Below are 20933 nucleotides of genomic sequence, written 5' to 3'. Positions count from 1 at the left end.
CTAAAGGCTTGGGGCTGCGCCCCGCCTTTTTAGGGGCGCGGGGAACTGCGCGACCAGCCCCCACTGACCCGCACCCGCCAACACACCCACACCCCCCGAGCTATCAGGCGCCAGGGGGTCGAAGGGGCGCAGCCCCTGGTGACGATGGGGGTCCCCCGCTCGATCGAAGCCGAGAGTGGGGGAGGGTAGGGGCGGCGGGGGCGAGGAAACTACGACGGCCGACGCTGCGCCGGAATCGTAGGCAGCCGAAACCACACAGCCTTCCCCGCCCCGGTAGCCCGATGCCCGCAGGACGAACTCAACGCCCGAATCAACAACAACCCCCGCCCATGCTCCTGCCAGGGATCAGGCTACCCACCCCCCGGCATCCCCAGATCCCCCGGCGGCGCCGGATCAGGATCATGCACCTCCACGGTGCAACCCCCCGGAACCAACTCCACCACCAACTCGATCGGCCCCTCCCCGGCCGCATGCTCCACCGCGTTCGCCACCAACTCCGCCGTCAACAACTCGGCGGTGTCGCGATCGGCCCCATGCTCCAACTCGGTCAGCGCCGTACGCACCAACGCACGAGCCACAGGCACGGCCGCGGCGGTATGCGGCAACGTGATACGCCAGAAGGCGGGGGAGGGAGGTTCTAGCAAGGCGGCCGATCCGTTCATGGCGCAGGTCATGGGTCGTCCTGCTTTCAACGTGACGAATGGTACGGCGCCACCCCACGAACTCGATCGCCGGGCGCCGCACGGGACCGTCGGCCCCGTTGCCGGCGATGTACCCACCCCAACGCCCCGCCGCTCCCGACCGTGCCCACCGTTACGCCGTTGTAGAAGCCCCGTGACGGAGTCACGGCCCCCGTTACAACCGCCCTGTGCGCCCCCACTTCTATCGCGCTCTCATGACGACAGTCATATATCGGTGATAACTTCATGGGCAGGGAAGAAGCCGCAGTGCCCGCAGCGTCGTGGTAGCCCCGAGGAGGCCGCCCGTCATGAGTCCCTTCACCGGTTCCGCAACCCGCACCCCCGACTGGCGCCACCTGAGGTGCGCGATCAAGGACGGCGTGGCCACCGTCACCCTCGCCCGCCCCGAGAAGCTGAACGCCCTGACCTTCGGCGCCTACGCCGACCTGCGCGACCTCCTCGCCGAACTGTCCCGGGAGAGGTCCGTACGGGCCCTGGTGCTGGCCGGCGAGGGCCGGGGCTTCTGCTCGGGCGGCGACGTGGACGAGATCATCGGCGCCACCCTCGCCATGGACACCGCTCAACTCCTGGACTTCAACCGGATGACGGGCCAGGTCGTGCGGGCGATCAGGGAGTGCCCGTTCCCGGTGATCGCGGCGGTGCACGGCGTCGCGGCGGGCGCCGGAGCGGTGCTCGCCCTGGCGGCCGACTTCCGCGTGGCCGACCCCACGGCCCGCTTCTCGTTCCTCTTCACCCGCGTGGGCCTCTCCGGCGGCGACATGGGCGCCGCCTACCTCCTGCCCCGAGTGGTCGGACTGGGCCACGCCACCCGCCTGCTGATGCTCGGCGAACCGGTCCGCGCCCCCGAGGCGGAACGCATCGGCCTGATCAGCCATCTCACCGACGAGGGCAGCGCCGACGACTCCGCCCAATCCCTGGCCCGCCGCCTGGCAGAGGGCCCGACCCTGGCCCATGCCCAGACAAAGGCCCTCCTCACCGCCGAACTGGACATGCCCCTGGCAGCCGCAGTGGAACTGGACGCCACAACCCAGGCTCTCCTGATGACAGGAGAGGACTACAAGGAATTCCACGAGTCCTTCAAGGCAAAGCGCCCGCCGAAATGGCAAGGCCGATGAACCCGACGCTGCCCAAGATGTCGTCCTCATCGATGGCACCACCCTCGCCATCACAGCCGACGCCAAGGGCAGCAAACCCAGGGGCGCGGGGCGTTGTCGATGTGCGGCTCCGCCGCGGGGCGCGACCAGCCCCCACTAGCCCGCACCCGCCGACGAAACCGCCCCACCCCCAACGAATCGCCATAATCGGCGGCGGCCCCGGCGGCCTGTACGCCGCCGCCCTGCTGAAGCGACTCGCCCCCCACCGCGAGGTGACCCTCTGGGAACGCAACACCCCACAAGACACCTTCGGCTTCGGCGTAGTCCTCTCCGACGAAACCCTCGGCGGCATAGAACACGCCGACCCCCCGGTCTACGAGGCCCTCCGCAACGACTTCATCCGCTGGGACGACATCAAAATAGGGCACCGCAACACCCGCCACACCGCCGGAGGCCACGGCTTCGCCGCCCTAGGCCGTCGCCGTCTCCTCCAGATCCTCCACGACCGCTGCCGCACCCTGGGCGTGGAACTCCGCTTCCACACGGAAGCCCCCTACCCGGAATGGCTCTGCGAGACCTACGACCTGGTCATCGCGGCCGACGGCGTCCACAGCGCCACCCGCGAGGCCTACGCGGCGGTGTTCCGCCCCACGATCACCCCGCACCGCTGCCGCTACATCTGGCTGGCCGCCGACTTCCCCTTCGACGCGTTCCGCTTCGAGATAGCCGAAACAGAACACGGAGTCATGCAACTCCACGGCTACCCCTACTCCCCCCACTCCTCCACCGTCATCATCGAAATGCGCGAAGAAGTCTGGCGAAAAGCAGGATTCGACGAACTCGACACCCCCGAATCCATCGACCGCTGCGCCAAACTCTTCTCCGAAACCCTCGGCGGCCGCCCCCTCCACTCCAACAACTCCACCTGGACGACATTCCGCACGGTCGTCAACGAACGCTGGTCGCACGGCAATCTGGTGCTCCTCGGCGACGCCGCGCACACGGCCCACTTCTCCATCGGCTCCGGCACGAAACTCGCCGTCGAGGACGCCCTCGCCCTGGCCGCCTGCCTGGAGGAACAACCCACCCTGGAACGCGCCCTGTCCGCGTACGAGGAGGAACGCCGCCCGGTCGTCGCCTCGACCCAGCGGGCGGCGAGGGCCAGCCTGGAGTGGTTCGAGAACATCGGGCTCCATCTCTCCCAACCGCCCCGGCAGTTCGCGTTCAACCTCCTCACCCGCAGCCGCCGGGTCACCCACGACAATCTGCGGCTGCGCGACGCGCACTTCACCGACGCCGTGGAGCGCGAGTTCGGCTGCCCACCCGGCACACCGCCCATGTTCACCCCGTTCCGACTACGCGGTCTGAAGCTGCGCAACCGGGTCGTCGTCTCCCCGATGGACATGTACTCGGCGACCGACGGAGTCCCCGGCGACTTCCACCTCGTCCATCTGGGCGCACGGGCACTCGGCGGGGCCGGCCTGGTCATGACCGAGATGGTGTGCGTGAGCCCGGAAGGCCGGATCACCCCGGCCTGCGCGGGACTGTGGAACACCCGCCAGGCGGAGGCATGGCGCCGCACCGTACGGTTCGCGCACGACAACGCCCCCGCAACGGCCATCGGCATCCAACTGGGCCACTCCGGTCGCAAGGGCTCGACCAAGCGCATGGGGGAGGGCATCGACGACCCCCTGGACGAGGGCAACTGGCCCCTGGTGGCCGCCTCCCCCCTCCCGTACAAACCGAACAGCCAGATCCCCCGCGAACTCACCCGTGCCCAACTCACCGACATCCGCGAGCAGTTCACCTCGGCCGCCGTCCGTGCCGCCCGCAGCGGTTTCGATCTCCTCGAACTCCACTGCGCCCACGGCTACTTGCTCTCCGGCTTTCTCTCCCCCCTCACCAACCACCGCACCGACCGCTACGGCGGCACCCTGGACCACCGCCTCCGCTACCCCCTGGAAGTCTTCGACGCGATCCGTTCCGTATGGCCCGAGGAACGCCCCATGACAGTCCGTATCTCCGCCACGGACTGGGCGGACGGCGGCACGACCGCCGAGGAGGCCGTGGAGATCGCCCGCGCCTTCGCCGCGCACGGCGCCGACGCGATGGACGTCTCTACGGGCCAGGTGGTCTCCGACGAGAGCCCCGACTACGGCCGTTCGTACCAGACACCCTTCGCGGACCGCATCCGCCACGAGGCCGGCGTCCCGGTGATCGCCGTAGGCGCGATCTCCTCCTGGGACGACGTCAACTCCCTCATCCTGGCGGGCCGCACCGACCTCTGCGCTCTGGGCCGCCCCCACCTGTACGACCCGAACTGGACGCTTCACGCTGCGGCGGAGCAGGGGTACACGGGGCCGGGGGTGAGCTGGCCCGCCCCCTACCAGGCGGGGAGCCGCCGTCCCAACACAGGGCGCCTGGACGCCCCGAAACCCCGACTGACACTCCGTGGGGAGGGCTGCGGCGCCCAATAGCTCGGGTGGTGGGGGTGGTTTGGCGGGTGCGGCTGAGTGGGGGCTGATCGCGCAGTTCCCCGCGCCCCTTACGGGGCGCGTAGCTGCGGGCAATCGTGCCGCTGGGGCGGCGCCCATCCCAAAGAGAGCGGCACCCTGTAAGCGCCGGCAAGCGCACCCCACCTCCGCCCAGCCCCGGCACCGGGTGCCGCACGACAAACCCGCACGGCACCCTCGTACCCCAGCCCGCAGCTACACCAACCGCACCATCCCCGCCGTAAGCGTCGCCCCATCCGCAGGGTCGACCAGAATGAACGCCCCGGTCCGCCGAACCACCGCGTAGTCGTCCAGCGCCAGTGGCTCCGCCGTGCGCAGCACAACCCGGCCAAGGTCGTTCGTCGACAGCTCGGGCACGTCGCCCAGCGACTTCACGATCGCCTTCACCGTCCGAGTCGTATGCCGGACCAACACCCGGTCCCCGACCCGCAACGGCCGCTCGGCCAGATGGCAGACGTCGGCCCGCACTTCCTGCGTCAGCGTCGGCGCGTCCACCCCGACGGCAGTGATCATGTCGCCCCGCGACACATCCCGCTGATCCGCCAGCCGCACGGCGACCGACTGCGGCGCGAAGGCGACATCGGCCGCCCGCCCCAGCACATCGATCCCGACGATCTCGGAGGTCTCCCCGGACGGCTGGACCGTCACCCGGTCACCCACCCGCAGCGCCCCCGACACCAACTGCCCGGCGTAGTGACGCTCTTCCCCGTGCCGGATCACATACTGCACGGGGAAGCGGGCAGGGGCGTCCACGGCCTCCGCGCCCACCGGCACGGTCTCCAGGAACTCCAGCAGCGCGGGCCCGTCGTACCAGTCCATGTGCGCGGACCGTTCGACGACGTTGTCACCGACGAGCGCCGACACCGGAATCGGAGTGAAACCGGTCAGCCCCAGCTCGTCCGCCTGCCGGGCGAAGTCCTCGACGATCCGGAGGAACTCCTTCTCCTCGTACCCGACGAGGTCCATCTTGTTGACGGCCAGCACCACATGCGGGACCCGCAGCAGCCCGGCCACCGCCGCGTGCCGGAGCGTCTGCTCGACGACCCCGTTGCGCGCGTCGACGAGGACGATGGCCAACTCGGCGGTGGAGGCGCCGGTCACCATGTTCCGGGTGTACTGCACATGCCCGGGGGTGTCGGCCAGGATGAACCGGCGGCGCGGGGTGGCGAAGTAGCGGTACGCCACATCGATGGTGATGCCCTGTTCGCGTTCGGCCCGCAGGCCGTCCGTCAGCAGGGCGAGGTCGGGCGCGTTCTGCCCCCGCGAGGCCGAGGCCCGCTCCACCGCCTCCAACTGGTCCGCGAGGACCGACTTGGAGTCGTGCAGCAGCCGCCCCACCAGGGTGGACTTGCCGTCGTCCACCGACCCGGCGGTCGCGAACCGCAACGTGTCGATCGTGGTCATGCTCATCCCTAGAAATACCCCTCGCGTTTGCGGTCCTCCATCGCGGCCTCCGACAGCTTGTCGTCGGCGCGCGTGGCCCCCCGCTCGGTCAGCCGGGACGCGGCGATCTCGGTGATCACGGCGTCCAGCGTGGTCGCGTCCGAATCGACGGCGCCCGTGCAGGACATGTCGCCGACCGTCCGGTACCGCACCTGGCGCTTCTCGACACTCTCGCCGTCCTTCGGCCCGCCCCACTCACCGGCGGTCAGCCACATTCCGCCGCGCTTGAACACCTCGCGGTGGTGGGCGAAGTAGATCTCCGGCAGTTCGATGCCCTCGCGGGCGATGTACTGCCACACGTCCAGCTCGGTCCAGTTGGAGAGCGGGAACACGCGGACGTGCTCGCCGGGGGCGTGCCGGCCGTTGTACAGGTTCCACAGCTCGGGGCGCTGACGGCGCGGGTCCCACTGGGAGAACTCGTCCCGCAGGGAGAAGACCCGTTCCTTGGCGCGGGCCTTCTCCTCGTCCCGACGTCCGCCGCCGAAGACCGCGTCGAACTTCTCCGACTGGATCTTCTCGGTGAGCGGGAGGGTCTGGAGGGGGTTGCGGGTCCCGTCCGGACGCTCCTTCAGCACACCCCGGTCGATGTAGTCCTGTACCGACGCCACGTGCAGCCGCAGGCCGTGCTTGGCCACCGTGCGGTCGCGGTACTCGATGACCTCGGGGAAGTTGTGGCCGGTGTCCACGTGCAGCAGCGAGAAGGGGATCGCCGCCGGGGCGAACGCCTTCAGCGCCAGGTGCAGCATGACGATGGAGTCCTTGCCGCCGGAGAACAGGATCACCGGCCGCTCGAACTCACCCGCCACCTCACGGAAGATATGGACCGCCTCGGACTCCAGGGCGTCCAGATGGGACAGGGGGTGGACGGTCATACCAGGCCCCGCTCCGCCAGCAGCGCGTGCACGGACGCCGCCGACTCCTCGGGGGTCTGGTCCTGGGTGGGGAGCACCAGCGCGGGGTCGGCCGGCGGCTCGTACGGGTCGTCGACCCCGGTCAGGCCCTTGAGCTGCCCGGCGGCCTGACGGGCGTACAGGCCCTTGACGTCCCGCTCGCTGCACACCTCGACGGGGGTGGCGACATGGATCTCGAAGTACGGGGTGCCGCTCACGTCGTGGCGCTTGCGGACGGCGTCGCGGCTGTCGGCGTAGGGGGCGATGACGGGGACGACGGCGAGGACGCCGTTGCGGGCGAGGACCTCGGCGACCAGGCCGATGCGCTGGACGTTGGTGTTGCGGTCCTCACGGGAGAAGCCGAGGCCGGCGGAGAGGAAGCGGCGGATCTCGTCACCGTCGAGGACCTCCACCCGGTGCCCCTCGGAGCGCAGTCGCCCGGCGAGGACGCGGGCGATCGTCGTCTTGCCCGCACTGGGCAGACCGGTGAGCCAGATCGTGGCTCCCTGGCCCTTGGACGAGGTGGTCATCGTTGCGTTCCTTTCGCGGAGCCGACGCCGGCGGCGCTGCCGTGCTGTCGCTCGTGGAGGTCGGTGAACAGTGCTTCCCAGCGCGGATGGACGGCATCCGGGCCGTAGGAGGAGGCCGTGAGCACCGCGGCCACCCCCATGTCGGCGCGCAGCTTCTCGTCGGCCATCAGCTTGGCCATCGCGTCGGCGAGCGCGTCGGGGTCCTCGGGTGCGACCAACAGCCCGTCGACCCCGTGCGTCAGTACGTCCGCGGGGCCGGTCGGGCAGTCGAAGCTGACCACGGGCAGTGCGTGGCTCATCGCTTCGATCATCACCATCGGCAGACCCTCGAACCGTGAGCTGAGCACGTAGAAGGAAGCCTTGGCGAGTTCGTCGTCTAGTCGGTCGGTGTGTCCCATCAGGAGGACGTGATTGTAGAGATGGTGGACTTCGATGAGGTTACGAAGTTCCGACTTCTTCTCGCCGCTGCCGTAAATCCTCAACTGCCATTCGGGGTACGACTCGACGAGCTTGGCCCAGGCAGGGATCAGCATGTCGAAGCCCTTCTGGGGGAAGAGCCGCCCGGCGGCCACCGCGATCTTCGACGTGGGGTCGGCGGGGACCTGGTCGAGTGAGTGCACGGCGTTCGGGATACGAACCACCTTGGTGCCGGGGAGCAGTTCGGCGTACTCCTCGCGGTCCCGTTCGGTGAGCACGGCGACGGTGGCGAAGCGCGGATAGGTCTCCCGGATGCGCTGCTGTACGTCCTTGCGGTGGGTGCCGAGGTTCATGTGCTCCTGGGCGACCCGGATGACACCGCCGGTGGCGTGCTCGGCGGACAGGAAGTTCAGCGCCGGGCGGGTGGTGACCAGGATGCCGTCGGTCAGCGAGCGCATGTACGCGATGAGCCGGTCCTCGACGTACCGGTTGAAGTAGCGGTAGCCGAACTCGCCCTTGGGGATGTGCTGCGCGGGTGTCTCCAGCAGGTCGCCGCGCTTGCGGTCGCGCCAGCGGGCGATGAGTCCGGAGGGCGGGGTGTAGGCGCCCTCGCGCTGGTCGACGACCGTGGAGACCTTCACCCGGGGGTCGAGCGGGAACTGGATGTCGTCGCGGTTGCGCACCGCGCTGACGATCTCCACGCTCCAGCCCGCCGCGACCAGGGAGTTGGCCTGGTTCATCACGGTGCGGATGGTGCCGCCGCGCCCGTAGGCATGGAGGAGGAGATACCGGATGTGGGGGCTGCGGGGGAGGGGTCGGCGGTCGGTCATGCGGCACCTCCCGTGCGGCACTCCAGGGACAGATTGTCCTTGATCGTGTAGTAGGGGCGGACGCCCAGGTTCCCGGTGCGCTGCTCGGGGAAGACGAAGACCTTCTTCTTGCCCCGGATGTCGTCGAGGTGCCGTCCGGCCCGCAGCTCGGTGTCGCCGTCGCCGAGGTGGATGTCCCACTCCTCCACGGGCGCGTAGTCGGGGGCGGCGAGATCGGCGATGGGGAACTCGGCCTCGAAGCGGTCGCCCTTCAGCTCGGCGGCGTAGCGCAGCCGGCGGTCGGCGTGGGCGCGGCGGGTGAGGACCAACTGCCAGGTACCGGTGGTGTCGGGGGTGTCACCCAGGGGCTGTCCATGGATGCGGCCGACGAGTCTGACGCGCCCGTCGCGCGGCCAGACCTCGGTTATCTCCGCGTGCGCCTTCACTGGCCGTAACCCCAGGCCCGGCACATCTCCCGGAGGATCTCCGGGATGTCGTCCTCGGTGGGCAGGGCCCGCCCGGCCTGCACCTGACCGGTCTTGATCTTGTCGCGCCAGTCGCCGAGTCCCTTGACGACCTGGGCGTCGTCCTTCCTGCCGTAGTCGAGCATCCCCGGCTCGAAGTCGAGGTCGAGGAACGCGCACAGCGCCCGCATCTCCTTCTCGGGATCGGCGGTGATGTCCTCGTAGCGGACGGTGTGCCCGGTGAGTCCCTTACGGGCCCGGTCGACGGCCTTCATATAGCGCAGCGCGTCGGCGGCGGCCTCGTCGTAGGTGCGCTTGTCGGGGTCGCCCTCGTGCCAGGACTGGGCGATGGAGACCGGGTGGCGCAGCAGGAAGACGAAGCGGGCGTCGGGCCAGCAGTCCCGGATGCGCTCGTAGACGAAGGCGTTGCTCGGGGTCTTCTCGACTATGAAGTCCTTGCCTGATTTGACCAGTTCGCGATGCATGACCCGGTCCCACAGCAGATGTTCCAGGTCGCCGCGCTCCAGATCGAGGGCGCTCATCGCCTTCTGCGACAGCTTGGAGCCGTAGCCGACCTCCAGCCGGCGTATGTGCAGCTCGTGCGGGGAGTGCAGCCGCGAGTGCGCGTTCATCAGCATCCGCAGCAGGGTGGAGCCCGACCGCACGGGCGACATGATGAAGACCGGCCGCCTCAGCAACCGGTCCGTGGCGAGGTCGTCCGGAGCCGGACATCGGTACACCGACGTCGGCTTCTTCGCGGCCGGCTTGGCCGCCGTGACCTTGGGGTTCGCGGGGGCGGCGGGGACCGCCCTGCGTACCTGCAGGCCCGTGGTGGCGGTGAGCGCCCGGTTCAGGTTGCGCATGAGACTCATGCGTCAGGATGGTAAGTAAGGATTCTGAGAAGATTGAAGTAGAACCCTGAGCGTTCCCTAAGTGAACGGAATCGTTACAAAGTTTTAAGTTTCGTTTGCATCCAGTCCCACGAACGCCGCCCCGGCCTCCCGCAGCCGCTCGTGCAGCGCCCGGAACACGGCCGCCGATCGCACCCCCGGCCAGTCGGCGGGCAGCAGATCCGCGGGCAACCCCGGGTCCACGTACGGCAGATGGCGCCAGGAGTCCAGCGCCAGCAGATAGTCCCGGTACGCCTCCTCCGGTGGGGCGTCCACGCGCTGCTCCCAGACGTGCAGCACGGGCGCGTGCCGGTCGAGGAACGCCTCGTGCTGCTTGGCGATCCCGGCCAGGTCCCACCACCGGGACACCGCCTCGGCGGTCGCCGCGAACCCCAGGTGCTCACCCCGGAAGAGCTCCACGTAAGGGTCGAGCCGCAGCCGTACCAGCATGTGCCGGGTCTCCTCGTACAGCCGGGCGGGGGCGATCCACACCCCGGGCGCGGCCGTGCCGAATCCCAGCCCCGCCAGCCGGGAGCGCAGGACGTGCCGCTTCTGCCGCTCCGACTCCGGGACGGAGAACACGGCAAGCACCCAGCCCTCGTCGCCCTCGGGCGCCGACGCGTAGATCCGCCGGTCGCCGTCCTCCAGCAACTGCCGGGCGTCGTCGGACAGCGCGTACCCGGCCGCCCCCGTCGCCGTACGGGCCGGCAGGAGCAGCCCGCGCCGCTTGAGCCGGGACACGGAGGAACGGACGGAGGGCGCGTCGACCCCCACCGCGGCGAGCAGCCGGATCAGTTCGGAGACGGGCACCGGGCCCGGCACCGAACGCCCGTAGGCGCCGTAGAAGGTGACGATGAGCGAACGTGGTGCGTGCTGTTCGGACACGTTGATCATTTTAGGTCTTCGGCATCACTGCTGGTCACCCCAGGTGCGCAGCCGGAACCGCTGAAGCTTTCCGGTCGCCGTGCGGGGCAGCGCGTCCAGGAACACGATCTCGCGCGGACACTTGTACGGCGCCAGCTCCCCCTTCACGAACCGCCGCAACGCCTCCCCGTCCCGCCGCGCCCCCGCCCGCAGCACCACATGGGCGACGACGACCTGCCCCCGCTCCTCGTCCGGCCGCCCCACCACGGCCGCCTCCAGCACCTCCGGATGGCGCAGCAGCGCCTCCTCCACCTCGGGGCCCGCGATGTTGTACCCGGCCGAGATGATCATGTCGTCGGCGCGGGCGACATAGCGGAAGTACCCGTCCGGCTCGCGCACATAGGTGTCCCCGGTGACGTTCCAGCCGCCGCGTACGTACTCCGACTGCCGGGGGTCCGCCAGATAGCGGCACCCCACCGGCCCGCGCACCGCGAGCAGTCCCGCCTGTCCGTCCGGCACCGGCCTGCCCGCCGCGTCCTGCACGCGCGCGTGCCACCCCGGTACGGGCACCCCCGTGGTCCCCGGCCGGATGGCGCCGTCGGCCGCCGAGATGAAGATGTGCAGCAGCTCGGTCGCCCCGATGCCGTTGATGATCTTCAGTCCCGTCCGCCGGTGCCAGGCCTCCCAGGTCGCCGCCGGCAGATTCTCACCGGCCGACACACACCGCCTGAGCGACGACAGATCGTGCCCGTCCAGCTCGCCGAGCATCGCCCGGTACGCCGTCGGCGCGGTGAACAGCACCGACACCCCGTGCGCCCCGACCGCCGGCAGCAACTGCCTCGGCCCCGCCTGTTCGAGCAGCAGCGCACTGGCCCCGGCCCGCATCGGGAACACCACCAGACCGCCGAGCCCGAAAGTGAAGCCCAGCGGCGGGGAGCCCGCGAACACATCGTCAGCGCGCGGCGCGAGGACATGCCGGGAGAAGGTGTCCGCGATCGCCAGCACATCCCGATGGAAGTGCGCACACCCCTTCGGCCGCCCGGTCGTCCCCGACGTGAACGCGATCAGCGCCACATCGTCCGCCGCCGTGTCGACCGCCTCGTACGGCTCCCCGCTCACCTCGCGCCGCAGCAGATCGTCGGGCCCGTCCCCGCCGTACGGGGTGATCCTGAGCCCCGGCACCTCCGCCTTCACCAGGTCGTCCACCGACCGGACGTCGCACAGCGCGTACGACACCCGCGCCAGTTCGCACACCGTCGCTAGCTCGTGCGGCCGCGCCTGCGCGAGCACGGTCACCGCGACCGCCCCCGCCTTCAGCACCGCCAGCCAGCACGCGGCCAGCCAGGGCGTGGTGGGCCCGCGCAGCAGCACCCGGTTGCCGGGGACGACCCCGAGCCCGGTGGTGAGGGTGTGGGCGATCCGGTCGACCCGGGCGGCGAGTTCGCCGTACGTCCAGAGGTCACCGGCGGGGGTGCGGAAGACCGGCCGTTCGGCCGCGCCCCCGCCGAGCAGCTCGACGGCCGCGTTCAGCCGGTCCGGGTAGCGCAGCTCGGGAAGGTCGAAGGCCAGCTCGGGCCACTGCTCCGGGGGTGGGAGACGGTCCCGGGCGAAGGTGTCAATGTGGGCGGTGACCCTGGAGTTCATGACGTTCGCCCCCTGCTGTGTCCCTGCGGCGATGGCTCGCGTGTCCGGGTGGGCTCGCATGCTCGGGCGGCGCGACCGGTCTCGCACCGCCCGAGTACGTGGGTGGGCTCGCTCCTTGCGAGCGTATCGCCTTGGTGACGGCAGTCAACAGATCGCGATAACCTCGACGGGCAGGCCCCGGAGTCCACCGGGGGAGAGGGGACGGCAATGACCGCATTCTCGCTCGAACCGGCACAACTCGCCTGGTGCGCCGAGCTGCGCGCCCTCGCCGCCGACCGACTGCGCCCCCTCGCCGAGAAGGGCGAGCCCGGCCACGTCAACCGCCCCCTCGTCGCGGAACTCGGCCGACTGGGCCTGCTCGCCCGGCTGTTCACCTCGGGCGCCCTCGACCTCTGTCTGATGCGCGAGTCACTGGCCTACTCCTGCACCGAGGCCGAGACCGCCCTCGCCCTCCAGGGCCTGGGCGCCCACCCGGTCCACGCCCACGGCACCGAGGCCCAACGCGCCCGCTGGCTCCCCCGGGTGAGTGACGGCGAGGCCGTCGCGGCCTTCGCGCTCAGCGAGCCCGGCGCCGGCTCGGACGCGGCGGCCCTCGCCCTGCGCGCCGAGCCCGACAGCCCCGGCCGCTGGCGGCTCACCGGCGAGAAGTGCTGGATCTCCAACGCCCCCGAGGCCGACCTCTACACCGTCTTCGCCCGCACCACCCCGGGCGCCGGTTCCAAGGGCGTCACCGCGTTCCTGGTCCCGGCCGACCGCCCCGGGCTCACCGGCACCCCCCTCGACATGCTCTCCCCGCACCCCATCGGCACCCTCGACTTCGACGCCGTACCCGTCGGGGCCGACGACATCCTGGGCGCCCCCGACCACGGCTTCCGTGTCGCCATGGGCACCCTCAACCTCTTCCGCCCCAGCGTCGGCGCCTTCGCCGTCGGCATGGCCCAGGCCGCCCTCGACGCCACCCTCACCCACACCTCGGACCGCGAGGCCTTCGGCGCCCCGCTCCGTGACCTCCAGACGGTCGCCCACCAGGTCGCCGAGATGGCCCTGCGCACCGAGGCGGCCCGCCTCATGGTCCACGCGGCGGCCACGGCGTACGACAGGGGCGAGTCGGGCGTGCCGGGCCGGGCCGCGATGGCGAAGCTGCTGGCCACGGAGACCGCCCAGTACGTGGTGGACGCGGCCGTTCAACTCCATGGGGCGCGGGCCCTGCGACGCGGACATCTGCTCGAACACCTCTACCGGGAGGTGCGGGCGCCACGTATCTACGAGGGGGCGAGCGAGGTGCAACGGGCCATCATCGCGAAGGAGTTGTACGCCCGGCACACACGGACGCGGGGCATCGGTGAGACGCGGGGACCGTCGGAGGGGAGGGCCGTATGAGCGTCGAGAGGGTGAATCCGCCCGAGTTGTCGCCGCCCACCGGCTTCTCGCACGCGGTGGTGGCGACCGGCCGCCGGGTCGTCTTCCTGGCGGGGCAGACTTCGCTCGACGGGGACGGCAAAGTCGTGGGGGAGACGCTTCAGGAGCAGTTCGAGCGGGCGCTCGGCAATCTGCTGACCGCGCTGGCGGCGGCCGGCGGCTGTCCGGCCGACCTCGCCCGGGTCACGGTCTATGTCACGGATGTCGCCGACTACCGTGCCCAAGCGCCTCGACTGGGCCGGATCTGGCGGCGTTCGGCGGGGCGGGACTACCCCGCGATGGCGGTCATCGGCGTCGTACGGCTCTGGGACGAACGGGCCCTGGTCGAACTGGACGGGTTCGCGGTGCTGCCGTAGGCCTTCGGGCGGTACTGCCGGGGCGGTGCCGCCGCGGCTCTGAAGGCCGGTCAGGCGGCGACGGTGAGGCGGTGCGGGGCGACGACGCTGCCGTCGGGGAGGATTTCACCGGTGTCGTCGAAGACGATCGCCCCGTTGCACAGCAGGTTCCAGCCCTGCTCGGGGTGGAAGGCGACGACATGCGCGGCGTCGCGGTCGGAGCTGTCGGCCGAGGGGCACAGGGGCTGGTGGGAACACATGGCGGGCCTCCACATCGTTGTGACTGCCGGCGGCGGGATCGCCGCCTCGCACTACAGACCTTGCCCGGCCCCGGAACTCATCGACAAGCCATTTCGAGGAGACGTGACAGCACACGGACGTCTTGTGACAGGACGCGGACACAAGCGAGTGCGGTGCAGCTCATCCGTGCGGGTCGTGTGGTGAGTTCGGCGGATTCGACGCGCCGACGCAAGGGTGATGATCACACGGGCGGGAACGCCCGCGCAGTACCTCTGGAGCCCCGCTCAAGGAGGTATACGAGATGACCTTTTCCCGGGTCCCGCGGCTGATCGCTGCCGCCGCCGGTGCCGCGCTGCTGCTGCTCGCCGCCGCCCCGTCGGCCGGTGCCGCGACCGAGCCGTTCGAGACGGTGACGGTCGACGCCATCGGGTATGTCGCGTCGGACGGCACCGTCAGGCTCTCCGGCACCTATCGCTGCCTGGGGGGCAGCGGCCCCGTGTTCGTGTCGTCCTCGCTCCAGCAGGGCGACGACCCGGTCCGCAAGGGCGTCGGCGGCACCGTGGCCCGCTGTGACGGCGCCGAACACTCCTGGACCAACACGGGCAAGGCCGACCCCGGCCGCTTCCGGGCCGGCCCCGCCCGGGTCGAGGCCACCGTCATGGAACTGTCCGGCGGCGGACTGCCCCTGCCCCGGTTCCACGCGGCCCGCCAGCAGGTGATCACCCTCGTCCTGGTCCAGGGCTGACCCGGCGACAGAGAGGAAGGCGGCCCCGGTGAGTGCCCACCGGGGCCGCCTTTCGCGCGCGCCGGGTCCCTGCCCCGGCGGCGCGGGCTACTTGAGCAGGTGCACGCGCTGTGTCGTCAGGTCGTAGCGGGCGCCCACGATGGCCACCTCGCCGGCCTTCACCTTGGCGGCGAGGTCGGGCTCGGCCTCCAGCTTGGAGCGGACGAGGCGGACGTTGGCGTCGATGGTCGCCGCGATCCGGGCGTCGCCCTCCACGCTGTGGTCGATCGCCGGTTCGATCGCGTCGGCGATGTACTGGATGTGCGCGGGCAGTTCCTCACCGGTCTCGTCCGCCGAGACCGCCGCCTTCACCGCACCGCAGGACTGGTGGCCCAGCACCATGACCAGCGGGATGTCCAGTTCGAGCACGCCGTACGCGACGCTGCCCAGCACCGCCTCGTCGAGGACCTCACCGGCGCTGCGCACGGTCATCAGGTCGCCGAGGCCCTGGTCGAAGGTCAGCTCCGGCGGGACCCGGGAGTCGATGCAGCTCAGGATGAGGGCGAAGGGCTGCTGACCGGTCGTCAGGGCCTTGCGGGTGGTGGCGTCCTCATGGGGGTGCAGCTGGTGGAAGGTCCGCCAGCGACGGTTGCCCTGCGACAGTTCCTTCAGCGCCTCCTCGGGCGTGCTCGGCCGCTTGGCCGTGGAGGAGCCGGTCGTGCGAGTGGTCCGGGTGACGGGCTCGGCCTCGGCCGGGAGCGTGCCGAGGGCGACCCCACCGCCGAGGACCGCGGTACCCGCCAGCGCGGCGCGCAGGATGGTGCGCCGGCCACGGGGCCTCGCGTGGGAAGTCGGAGCGTCGGCCGCGGCGTTCGCCTCGGCGCCGTCGCCTCTGTGAGGGGCTATGTCAGAGTTCACGCCGAGGAACGTACGTCCGGCCGAAACGCCCGAACGTCCAAGTTGTCGAATCATGGGCGGGCGTGGACGAACCATGGCCGGTCCTTGAATCGTTCTTGGCCGGTCGAAAGTAAGTTTTTGGCCGGCGCGTCTCTTGCCGTTCGCTTACGAACCTCTGACGTTCGCTCCCGGAACGGGAGCGCTCCCGCCGCCACCGCCCAGCCAGGTCGTCAGCGCCCACCACCAGTGCAGGGTGGCCAGCGTTCCCGAAGGCCCGTCCAGCGAACCGTCGGTGAGGGAGGTGCCGGTGAGCTGCTGAAGCCGGCCGAGGCGGTAGCGGACGGTGTTGGGATGGGTGAACAGCGCCGTCGCCGTCCGGTCCAGCCGACGGCCGTTGTCGAGGAAGGCCAGTGCCGTGAGCGCCAGTTGCCGATGGAAATCGTCCGCCGGATCGAGACCGCCGAGGAACCGCTCACCGAGGGCCGCACCCAGCAGGGCATGGTCCGCCAGGGCGATCTCCCCGGCGAGATCGGTCAGCTCCCGCACCCCGCGCAGTCCCCGCCCGCCACCGACCTCCAGCCCGCGTACACACAGCCGGTGGAAGGCCCGCAGCCGTGCCGGTACGGCGGCCGGTGACACCAGGACCAGCGTGGCGCCGATCTCCGCCAGTTCCGCCTCCTTGGGCGGCCGGGGACACAGCCCCACCGGACGGTCGCCGACCACACCGAAGACCCCGGGCAGCCCGTCGAAGCGGACGGCCAGCGCACGGGCCGACGAGGCGTCGTCCGCCTCCACCACCACGAGGCGATACCGCCCGTTCTGCCGTATCCCGGCCCGCGCCAGCTCCTCCCGCGAGGGCAGCGGCATCTCGTCGCCCCCGTCCAGCAGCCGGCGCAGCAGCCGCGTCCGGTACTCGTGCGCCCCGCGCGGGCTGCCCGACTCCGCGGCCCGGTACCCGTTGACGACATGGCGCTCCACCGCGTCGCCGTACTCCTTCATCCGCAGGACGAGGGTGATCAGCGCGGCGTCGGACACCCCGGCCGAACGGCAGCGCTCGACGGTGATCTCGACGACCCGGGTGAGGGCGGCCTGGACGCCGCGCAGTACGGCGGTCATCGGGATGCCCTGGGCCGCGCGGTCGGCGCCGAGCAGCAGGGCGGCGGCGAAGTCGTGCTCCTCGACCCGGTCCAGCGTGGCGAACCACGACTCGGCGGCGCCGATCAGGGCGGTCACATGGGAGAGGGTCTCGCGCTCGCCGAGCCGGGCCAGTTCCGGTGAACGGTCGCGGGCCGCGCGCACCAGGTCCTCGCAGACCCCGGCGTCGGCGGCCATCGCGCGCAGGATGCCGGTGACCGGGTCGCGCTCGTGAACGACCGTCATGGGCGCTTCTCCCGTCCCGTCCCCACCCGTTCCGTTCCGTCCCGGGCGCTGTCGCCGGGCCACAACGAAGCGGCCGGGGCGTTGCCCCCGAGCCACTACCGCACGGCTGTGACGACCTGGTTTCCTTGAGGGCTACCGACGGTAACAGCGCTGGTGTCGCAACAACAGCCCTCTCCTCACGCGTACTTCCTGCCCCTCGCCCGGAAGGCGGTCCACGCCGATGCCCATCTCCCTGGAGAACACCGCCTCCTCCGACGGGATCAGCCGTCGCAGTGTCCTCGCGACCACAGGCGGTGTCCTCGCCGGCGCCGCCCTCGCCGCACACGCCGTCCCCGCTTACGCCGCCACCTCCTACGACGCGGACGCCATCGTCGTCGGCCACGGCCTCGCGGGTCTGGTCGCCACCGCCGAACTCGCCGCCGCCGGACGCAAGGTCCTCCTCCTCGACCAGGAACCGGAGGCGAGCCTCGGCGGCCAGGCCTTCTGGTCCTTCGGCGGCCTCTTCTTCGTCGACTCCGCCGAACAGCGGCTGATGGGCATCAAGGACTCCCAGGAGCTGGCCTGGCAGGACTGGCTGGGCACGGCCGGCTTCGACCGGGGCATCGAGGACCCCGACGGCCAGGACTACTGGGCGTACAAATGGGCCGAGTCGTACGTCGAGTTCGCCTCCGGGGAGAAGCGGTCCTGGCTCGCCGGGCTCGGGATGCAGTGGTTCCCGATCGTCGGCTGGGCCGAGCGCGGCGGCGGTCTCGCGGACGGCCACGGCAACTCGGTGCCCCGCTTCCACGTCACCTGGGGGACCGGTCCGGCGGTGGTCGAGCCGTTCGAGAAGAAGGTGCGGGAGGCCGTCTCCGCCGGGAACGTCACCTTCAAGTTCCGCCATCGCGTCGACGGCCTCGTCACCACGGGCGGCGCCGTCACCGGCGTCCAGGGCGCGATCCTGGAGCCCAGCAGCGCCGCGCGCGGCAAGCCCAGCTCCCGTACGGTCGTCGGCTCGTTCGAACTGAAGGCCCCGGTCGTCGTGGTCACCTCCGGCGGCATCGGCGCCGACCACGACCTCGTCCGCGCCAACTGGCCCGCCCGCCTCGGCACCCCGCCCACGTCCATGGTCACCGGCGTACCGGCGCATGTGGACGGCCGGATGATCGCGATCACCGAGAAGGCGGGCGGCCGGGTCGTCAACCCCGACCGGATGTGGCACTACACCGAGGGCCTGCGGAACTGGGACCCCATCTGGCCCGGCCATGGCATCCGCATCCTGCCCGGCCCGTCCTCGATGTGGTTCTCCGCCACCGGCAAACGCTTCAACACCCCCGACATCCCGGGCTACGACACCCTGCACACCCTCAAGACGATCACCGACACCGGCTACGACTACTCCTGGTTCGTCACCACCCAGAAGATCCTCGCCAAGGAGTTCGCCCTCTCCGGTTCCGAGCAGAACCCGGACCTCACCGAGAAGAACATCTGGATGCTGCTGTCCCGCATCTGGCAGACACCGGAGCCGATCGAGAAGTTCAAGGAGAACGGCGCCGACTTCGTGGTGGCGTCGAACCTCGAAGACCTGGTCGACGGCATGAACGAACTCACCGGCGAGAACCTCATCGACTACGCCGAACTCAAGCGGCAGATCGACGCCCGCGACCGCGAGATCGACAACCCGTACACCAAGGACGTCCAGGTCATGGGCATCCGCAACGCCCTGAACTACCCCGGCGACTCCCTCAGCCGTACGGCCTCCGCCCACAAGATCATGGACACGAGCGCCCACCCCCTGATCGCCGTGCGCCTCAACATCCTCACCCGCAAGACCCTCGGCGGCCTCCAGACCGACCTCTCCGGCCGTGTCCTGAACGCCGCCGGCGACCCCGTCCCCGGCCTCTACGCCGCCGGCGAGGTGGCGGGCTTCGGCGGCGGCGGAGTCCACGGCTACCGCTCCCTGGAGGGCACCTTCCTCGGCGGCTGCCTCTTCTCGGGCCGCCAGACGGGCAGAGCGGCGGCGGAGGCGACGGCCTGAGAGACAGCCGCCCGGCCGGGGACGGAGGCCGACGGGCCGAACACAGCCGGCCGACGCCCCCGAGCCGCGCGTCACCTCGGCCGCCTCCGGCCCGACCTCACCGACGGGGCGAAGACCGACGGGGCGCGGGAGGCTGCTGGCGCGGCGGGGCGGTGGCGCGCCGGGCCGATGGTGCGGGGGAGTCCGATGGTGCGTCAGGCCGATGGTGCGGGGGAGCCCGCTGGCGTGTCGGGCCGAGGGTGCGGGCGACGCCCATGGGGCGAGGGAGCCTGGTGACGCGGGGGAGCCCGATGGGGCGGCGAAGCCGGGTGGGGTGGGGGAGCCGGGTGACGTGTCGGGCCGATGCTGCGGGAGAGCCCCATGGGGCGGGCGGGGGAGCCTGGTGGCGCGTAGGAGTTCGCTGGGGCGGCGGAGCCCGGTGGCGTGGCGGGCCGATGCTGCAGGGGAGGGGGAGCCCGGTGGCGCCGGGGAGCCGGAGGTGTGTCGGGCCGATGGTGCGGGGGAGCCCTATGGGGCGGGGAGCCAGTGACGCGTCGGAGCCCGGTGGCGTGGAGGAGCCCGGTGGCGCCGGGGAGCCCGAGGTGTGTTGGGTCGATGGTGCGGGGGAGCCCTATGGGGCGGGGAGCCCAGTGACGCGTCGGAGCCCGGTGGCGTGGCGGAGCCCAGTGGCGTGGCGGGCCGATGCTGCAGGGGAGGGGGAGCCCGATGGCGCCGGGGAGCCCAGTGACGCGTCGGAGCCCGATGGCGCGTCGGAGCCCGGTGGCGCGGCGGGCCGATGCTGCGGGGGAGCCCGGTGGCGCGGGGGAGCCCGGTGGCGCGGGGGAGCCCGATTGGGCGGGGCCCCGCGCCCTCGGGCTCAGGGCGGCGCCCAGCGCCCTCGTCCCCTCCTCACATGAGGTGGGCGAACACCACCAGGTTCTCCGTGTAGTCCTTGGCCGCGCGGTCGTAGGCGCCGGCGCAGGTGATGAGGCGGGCCTCGGGGCGGGTGGTGTCGGCGTAGACACGGCGGTCGGGGAAGTCGTTCTTCGCGAAGGTCTCGACACCGTCGACGACGAAGGTCGCCCTGCGCCGGTCGGCGCGTACGACATGGAAGACGTCGCCCTTCCTCAACTCGCCCAGCTGGGCGAAGACGGCCGGCGAGGTCGCCGTGTCGACATGCCCGGCGATGATCGACGTACCCCTCTCCCCGGGGGACGCCCCGTCCGCGTGCCAGCCCACGAGGTTGACGTCATCGGCGGGCGGCGCTTCGAGTTGCCCGGAGGCGCCGACGGCCAGCGGGGTGAAGGGCGCGTCGACGGAGATCTTCGGGATGAGCAGCCGGAGGGGTCTCGACGGGGGCAGGCCCTTGTCGTCGGGCCGCTCGGCCGGGCTCTCTGCGGGCGTCGGGTCCGTCGCGGGCGTGCGGTCCGCCTGCGGGGCGTGGCGGGCGGTCGGTGGACGGGAGGCGTCGGAGGGGGAGTCCTCGCCGCCGAAGAGGCTCACCGCCAGGATCATCAGGGCCACCGCGCAGAGCACGGTCAGATTGATGTGGGAGCCACGGCGGGTCGGCCCCGGATCGAGGCCGCCGGGGGGCGGGGTAAAGGCTGCCATCGGACACCACCTCACGGGACACGGCAGCGGAACGCGCGAACGGGGAAAAGGGCGAGCGGCGGCGGCCGGGCC

General features: G+C 71.2%; 18 protein-coding genes and 1 pseudogene. 6 read left to right on the top strand and 13 right to left on the bottom strand.

The window, feature by feature from the left end:
• Positions 1–209 precede the first annotated feature (209 nt).
• Positions 210–674, bottom strand: a pseudogene (locus ACWD4G_RS15460) (ATP-binding protein).
• A 314-nt stretch (positions 675–988) separates the two neighbouring features.
• On the opposite strand from ACWD4G_RS15460, the gene ACWD4G_RS15455 reads away from it, so the two are divergent.
• Together ACWD4G_RS15455 and ACWD4G_RS15450 are read left to right on the top strand one after the other, a co-directional pair.
• Positions 989–1816 (top strand): enoyl-CoA hydratase family protein, encoded by an 828-nt coding sequence (locus ACWD4G_RS15455; RefSeq protein ID WP_451293426.1) that lies wholly within the window; start codon positions 989–991, stop codon positions 1814–1816.
• A 32-nt stretch (positions 1817–1848) separates the two neighbouring features.
• Positions 1849–4272, top strand: coding sequence for a bifunctional salicylyl-CoA 5-hydroxylase/oxidoreductase (locus ACWD4G_RS15450; RefSeq protein WP_451293446.1), 2424 nt, complete (start codon positions 1849–1851; stop codon positions 4270–4272).
• Between the two features lie 231 nt (positions 4273–4503).
• On the opposite strand, the gene ACWD4G_RS15445 is transcribed toward ACWD4G_RS15450, so the two are convergent.
• The 8 genes from ACWD4G_RS15445 to ACWD4G_RS15410 all read right to left on the bottom strand — a co-directional run bounded on the left by ACWD4G_RS15445 (position 4504) and on the right by ACWD4G_RS15410 (position 12259).
• Positions 4504–5718, bottom strand: coding sequence for a sulfate adenylyltransferase subunit 1 (locus ACWD4G_RS15445; RefSeq protein WP_451293424.1), 1215 nt, complete (start codon positions 5716–5718; stop codon positions 4504–4506).
• A 2-nt stretch (positions 5719–5720) separates the two neighbouring features.
• Positions 5721–6623 carry a sulfate adenylyltransferase subunit CysD gene (gene cysD, locus ACWD4G_RS15440; protein WP_451293422.1) on the bottom strand — a complete coding sequence of 301 codons (903 nt, stop codon included), beginning with the start codon at positions 6621–6623 and terminating at the stop codon, positions 5721–5723.
• Positions 6620–7171: an adenylyl-sulfate kinase gene (gene cysC / locus ACWD4G_RS15435; protein WP_451293420.1), complete on the bottom strand. Its 552-nt coding sequence runs from the start codon at positions 7169–7171 to the stop codon at positions 6620–6622. Before cysC ends, cysD begins: the two co-directional genes overlap by 4 nt.
• The gene (locus ACWD4G_RS15430) at positions 7168–8418 is read right to left on the bottom strand and encodes a glycosyltransferase family 4 protein (RefSeq protein WP_451293418.1); all 1251 of its coding nucleotides are present in this window, start codon (positions 8416–8418) and stop codon (positions 7168–7170) included. The genes cysC and ACWD4G_RS15430 overlap by 4 nt, the downstream gene beginning before the upstream one ends.
• Complete coding sequence (locus ACWD4G_RS15425) at positions 8415–8843, bottom strand: hypothetical protein (protein ID WP_451293416.1); 429 nt, start codon at positions 8841–8843, stop codon at positions 8415–8417. Before ACWD4G_RS15425 ends, ACWD4G_RS15430 begins: the two co-directional genes overlap by 4 nt.
• The gene (locus tag ACWD4G_RS15420) at positions 8840–9733 is read right to left on the bottom strand and encodes a sulfotransferase family protein (RefSeq protein ID WP_451293414.1); all 894 of its coding nucleotides are present in this window, start codon (positions 9731–9733) and stop codon (positions 8840–8842) included. The genes ACWD4G_RS15425 and ACWD4G_RS15420 overlap by 4 nt, the downstream gene beginning before the upstream one ends.
• Before the next feature lie 84 nt (positions 9734–9817).
• The gene (locus tag ACWD4G_RS15415; protein WP_451293412.1) at positions 9818–10645 is read right to left on the bottom strand and encodes a PaaX family transcriptional regulator; all 828 of its coding nucleotides are present in this window, start codon (positions 10643–10645) and stop codon (positions 9818–9820) included.
• A 15-nt stretch (positions 10646–10660) separates the two neighbouring features.
• Positions 10661–12259 (bottom strand): AMP-binding protein, encoded by a 1599-nt coding sequence (locus ACWD4G_RS15410; RefSeq protein WP_451293410.1) that lies wholly within the window; start codon positions 12257–12259, stop codon positions 10661–10663.
• 207 nt (positions 12260–12466) lie between these two features.
• Between ACWD4G_RS15410 and ACWD4G_RS15405 the strand changes: the two genes are divergently transcribed.
• Entirely contained in the window at positions 12467–13639 is a 1173-nt protein-coding gene (locus tag ACWD4G_RS15405) for an acyl-CoA dehydrogenase family protein (RefSeq protein WP_451293408.1), read from the top strand.
• Entirely contained in the window at positions 13636–14034 is a 399-nt protein-coding gene (locus ACWD4G_RS15400; RefSeq protein WP_451293406.1) for a RidA family protein, read from the top strand. Before ACWD4G_RS15405 ends, ACWD4G_RS15400 begins: the two co-directional genes overlap by 4 nt.
• Positions 14035–14084: 50 nt before the next feature.
• Here the strand turns inward: ACWD4G_RS15400 and ACWD4G_RS15395 are convergent, their stop codons facing one another.
• A complete protein-coding gene (locus ACWD4G_RS15395; RefSeq protein ID WP_451293404.1) occupies positions 14085–14273 on the bottom strand; it encodes a DUF5999 family protein in 189 nt (62 codons plus the stop codon).
• A gap of 281 nt (positions 14274–14554) precedes the next feature.
• Between ACWD4G_RS15395 and ACWD4G_RS15390 the strand changes: the two genes are divergently transcribed.
• Positions 14555–14998, top strand: coding sequence for a DUF6299 family protein (locus tag ACWD4G_RS15390; protein ID WP_451293402.1), 444 nt, complete (start codon positions 14555–14557; stop codon positions 14996–14998).
• An 87-nt stretch (positions 14999–15085) separates the two neighbouring features.
• Here ACWD4G_RS15390 and ACWD4G_RS15385 read toward each other — a convergent pair whose 3' ends face one another.
• Together ACWD4G_RS15385 and ACWD4G_RS15380 are read right to left on the bottom strand one after the other, a co-directional pair.
• The gene (locus ACWD4G_RS15385) at positions 15086–15895 is read right to left on the bottom strand and encodes a carbonic anhydrase (RefSeq protein ID WP_451293400.1); all 810 of its coding nucleotides are present in this window, start codon (positions 15893–15895) and stop codon (positions 15086–15088) included.
• Positions 15896–16039: 144 nt separating this feature from the next.
• Complete coding sequence (locus ACWD4G_RS15380) at positions 16040–17254, bottom strand: helix-turn-helix domain-containing protein (protein WP_451293398.1); 1215 nt, start codon at positions 17252–17254, stop codon at positions 16040–16042.
• Between the two features lie 220 nt (positions 17255–17474).
• On the opposite strand from ACWD4G_RS15380, the gene ACWD4G_RS15375 reads away from it, so the two are divergent.
• Complete coding sequence (locus tag ACWD4G_RS15375; protein WP_451293396.1) at positions 17475–19271, top strand: FAD-binding dehydrogenase; 1797 nt, start codon at positions 17475–17477, stop codon at positions 19269–19271.
• A gap of 888 nt (positions 19272–20159) precedes the next feature.
• Here ACWD4G_RS15375 and ACWD4G_RS15370 read toward each other — a convergent pair.
• Entirely contained in the window at positions 20160–20861 is a 702-nt protein-coding gene (locus ACWD4G_RS15370) for a class F sortase (protein WP_451293394.1), read from the bottom strand.
• Between the last annotated feature and the right edge of the window lie 72 nt (positions 20862–20933).

This window comes from Streptomyces sp. NPDC002643, from assembly GCF_053592555.1.
Note: the sequence above shows the minus strand (reverse complement) of the source record. Positions and strands in the feature narration are given on the sequence as shown.

Coding starts and splice junctions, on each gene's coding strand:
- ACWD4G_RS15455 (WP_451293426.1), top strand. CDS start 989: ATGAGTCCCTTCACCGGTTCCGCAACCCGCACCCCCGACTGGCGCCAC.
- ACWD4G_RS15450 (WP_451293446.1), top strand. CDS start 1,849: ATGGCACCACCCTCGCCATCACAGCCGACGCCAAGGGCAGCAAACCCA.
- ACWD4G_RS15445 (WP_451293424.1), bottom strand. CDS start 5,718: ATGAGCATGACCACGATCGACACGTTGCGGTTCGCGACCGCCGGGTCG.
- cysD (WP_451293422.1), bottom strand. CDS start 6,623: ATGACCGTCCACCCCCTGTCCCATCTGGACGCCCTGGAGTCCGAGGCG.
- cysC (WP_451293420.1), bottom strand. CDS start 7,171: ATGACCACCTCGTCCAAGGGCCAGGGAGCCACGATCTGGCTCACCGGT.
- ACWD4G_RS15430 (WP_451293418.1), bottom strand. CDS start 8,418: ATGACCGACCGCCGACCCCTCCCCCGCAGCCCCCACATCCGGTATCTC.
- ACWD4G_RS15420 (WP_451293414.1), bottom strand. CDS start 9,733: ATGAGTCTCATGCGCAACCTGAACCGGGCGCTCACCGCCACCACGGGC.
- ACWD4G_RS15415 (WP_451293412.1), bottom strand. CDS start 10,645: ATGATCAACGTGTCCGAACAGCACGCACCACGTTCGCTCATCGTCACC.
- ACWD4G_RS15410 (WP_451293410.1), bottom strand. CDS start 12,259: ATGAACTCCAGGGTCACCGCCCACATTGACACCTTCGCCCGGGACCGT.
- ACWD4G_RS15405 (WP_451293408.1), top strand. CDS start 12,467: ATGACCGCATTCTCGCTCGAACCGGCACAACTCGCCTGGTGCGCCGAG.
- ACWD4G_RS15400 (WP_451293406.1), top strand. CDS start 13,636: ATGAGCGTCGAGAGGGTGAATCCGCCCGAGTTGTCGCCGCCCACCGGC.
- ACWD4G_RS15395 (WP_451293404.1), bottom strand. CDS start 14,273: ATGTGTTCCCACCAGCCCCTGTGCCCCTCGGCCGACAGCTCCGACCGC.
- ACWD4G_RS15390 (WP_451293402.1), top strand. CDS start 14,555: ATGACCTTTTCCCGGGTCCCGCGGCTGATCGCTGCCGCCGCCGGTGCC.
- ACWD4G_RS15380 (WP_451293398.1), bottom strand. CDS start 17,254: ATGACGGTCGTTCACGAGCGCGACCCGGTCACCGGCATCCTGCGCGCG.
- ACWD4G_RS15375 (WP_451293396.1), top strand. CDS start 17,475: ATGCCCATCTCCCTGGAGAACACCGCCTCCTCCGACGGGATCAGCCGT.
- ACWD4G_RS15370 (WP_451293394.1), bottom strand. CDS start 20,861: ATGGCAGCCTTTACCCCGCCCCCCGGCGGCCTCGATCCGGGGCCGACC.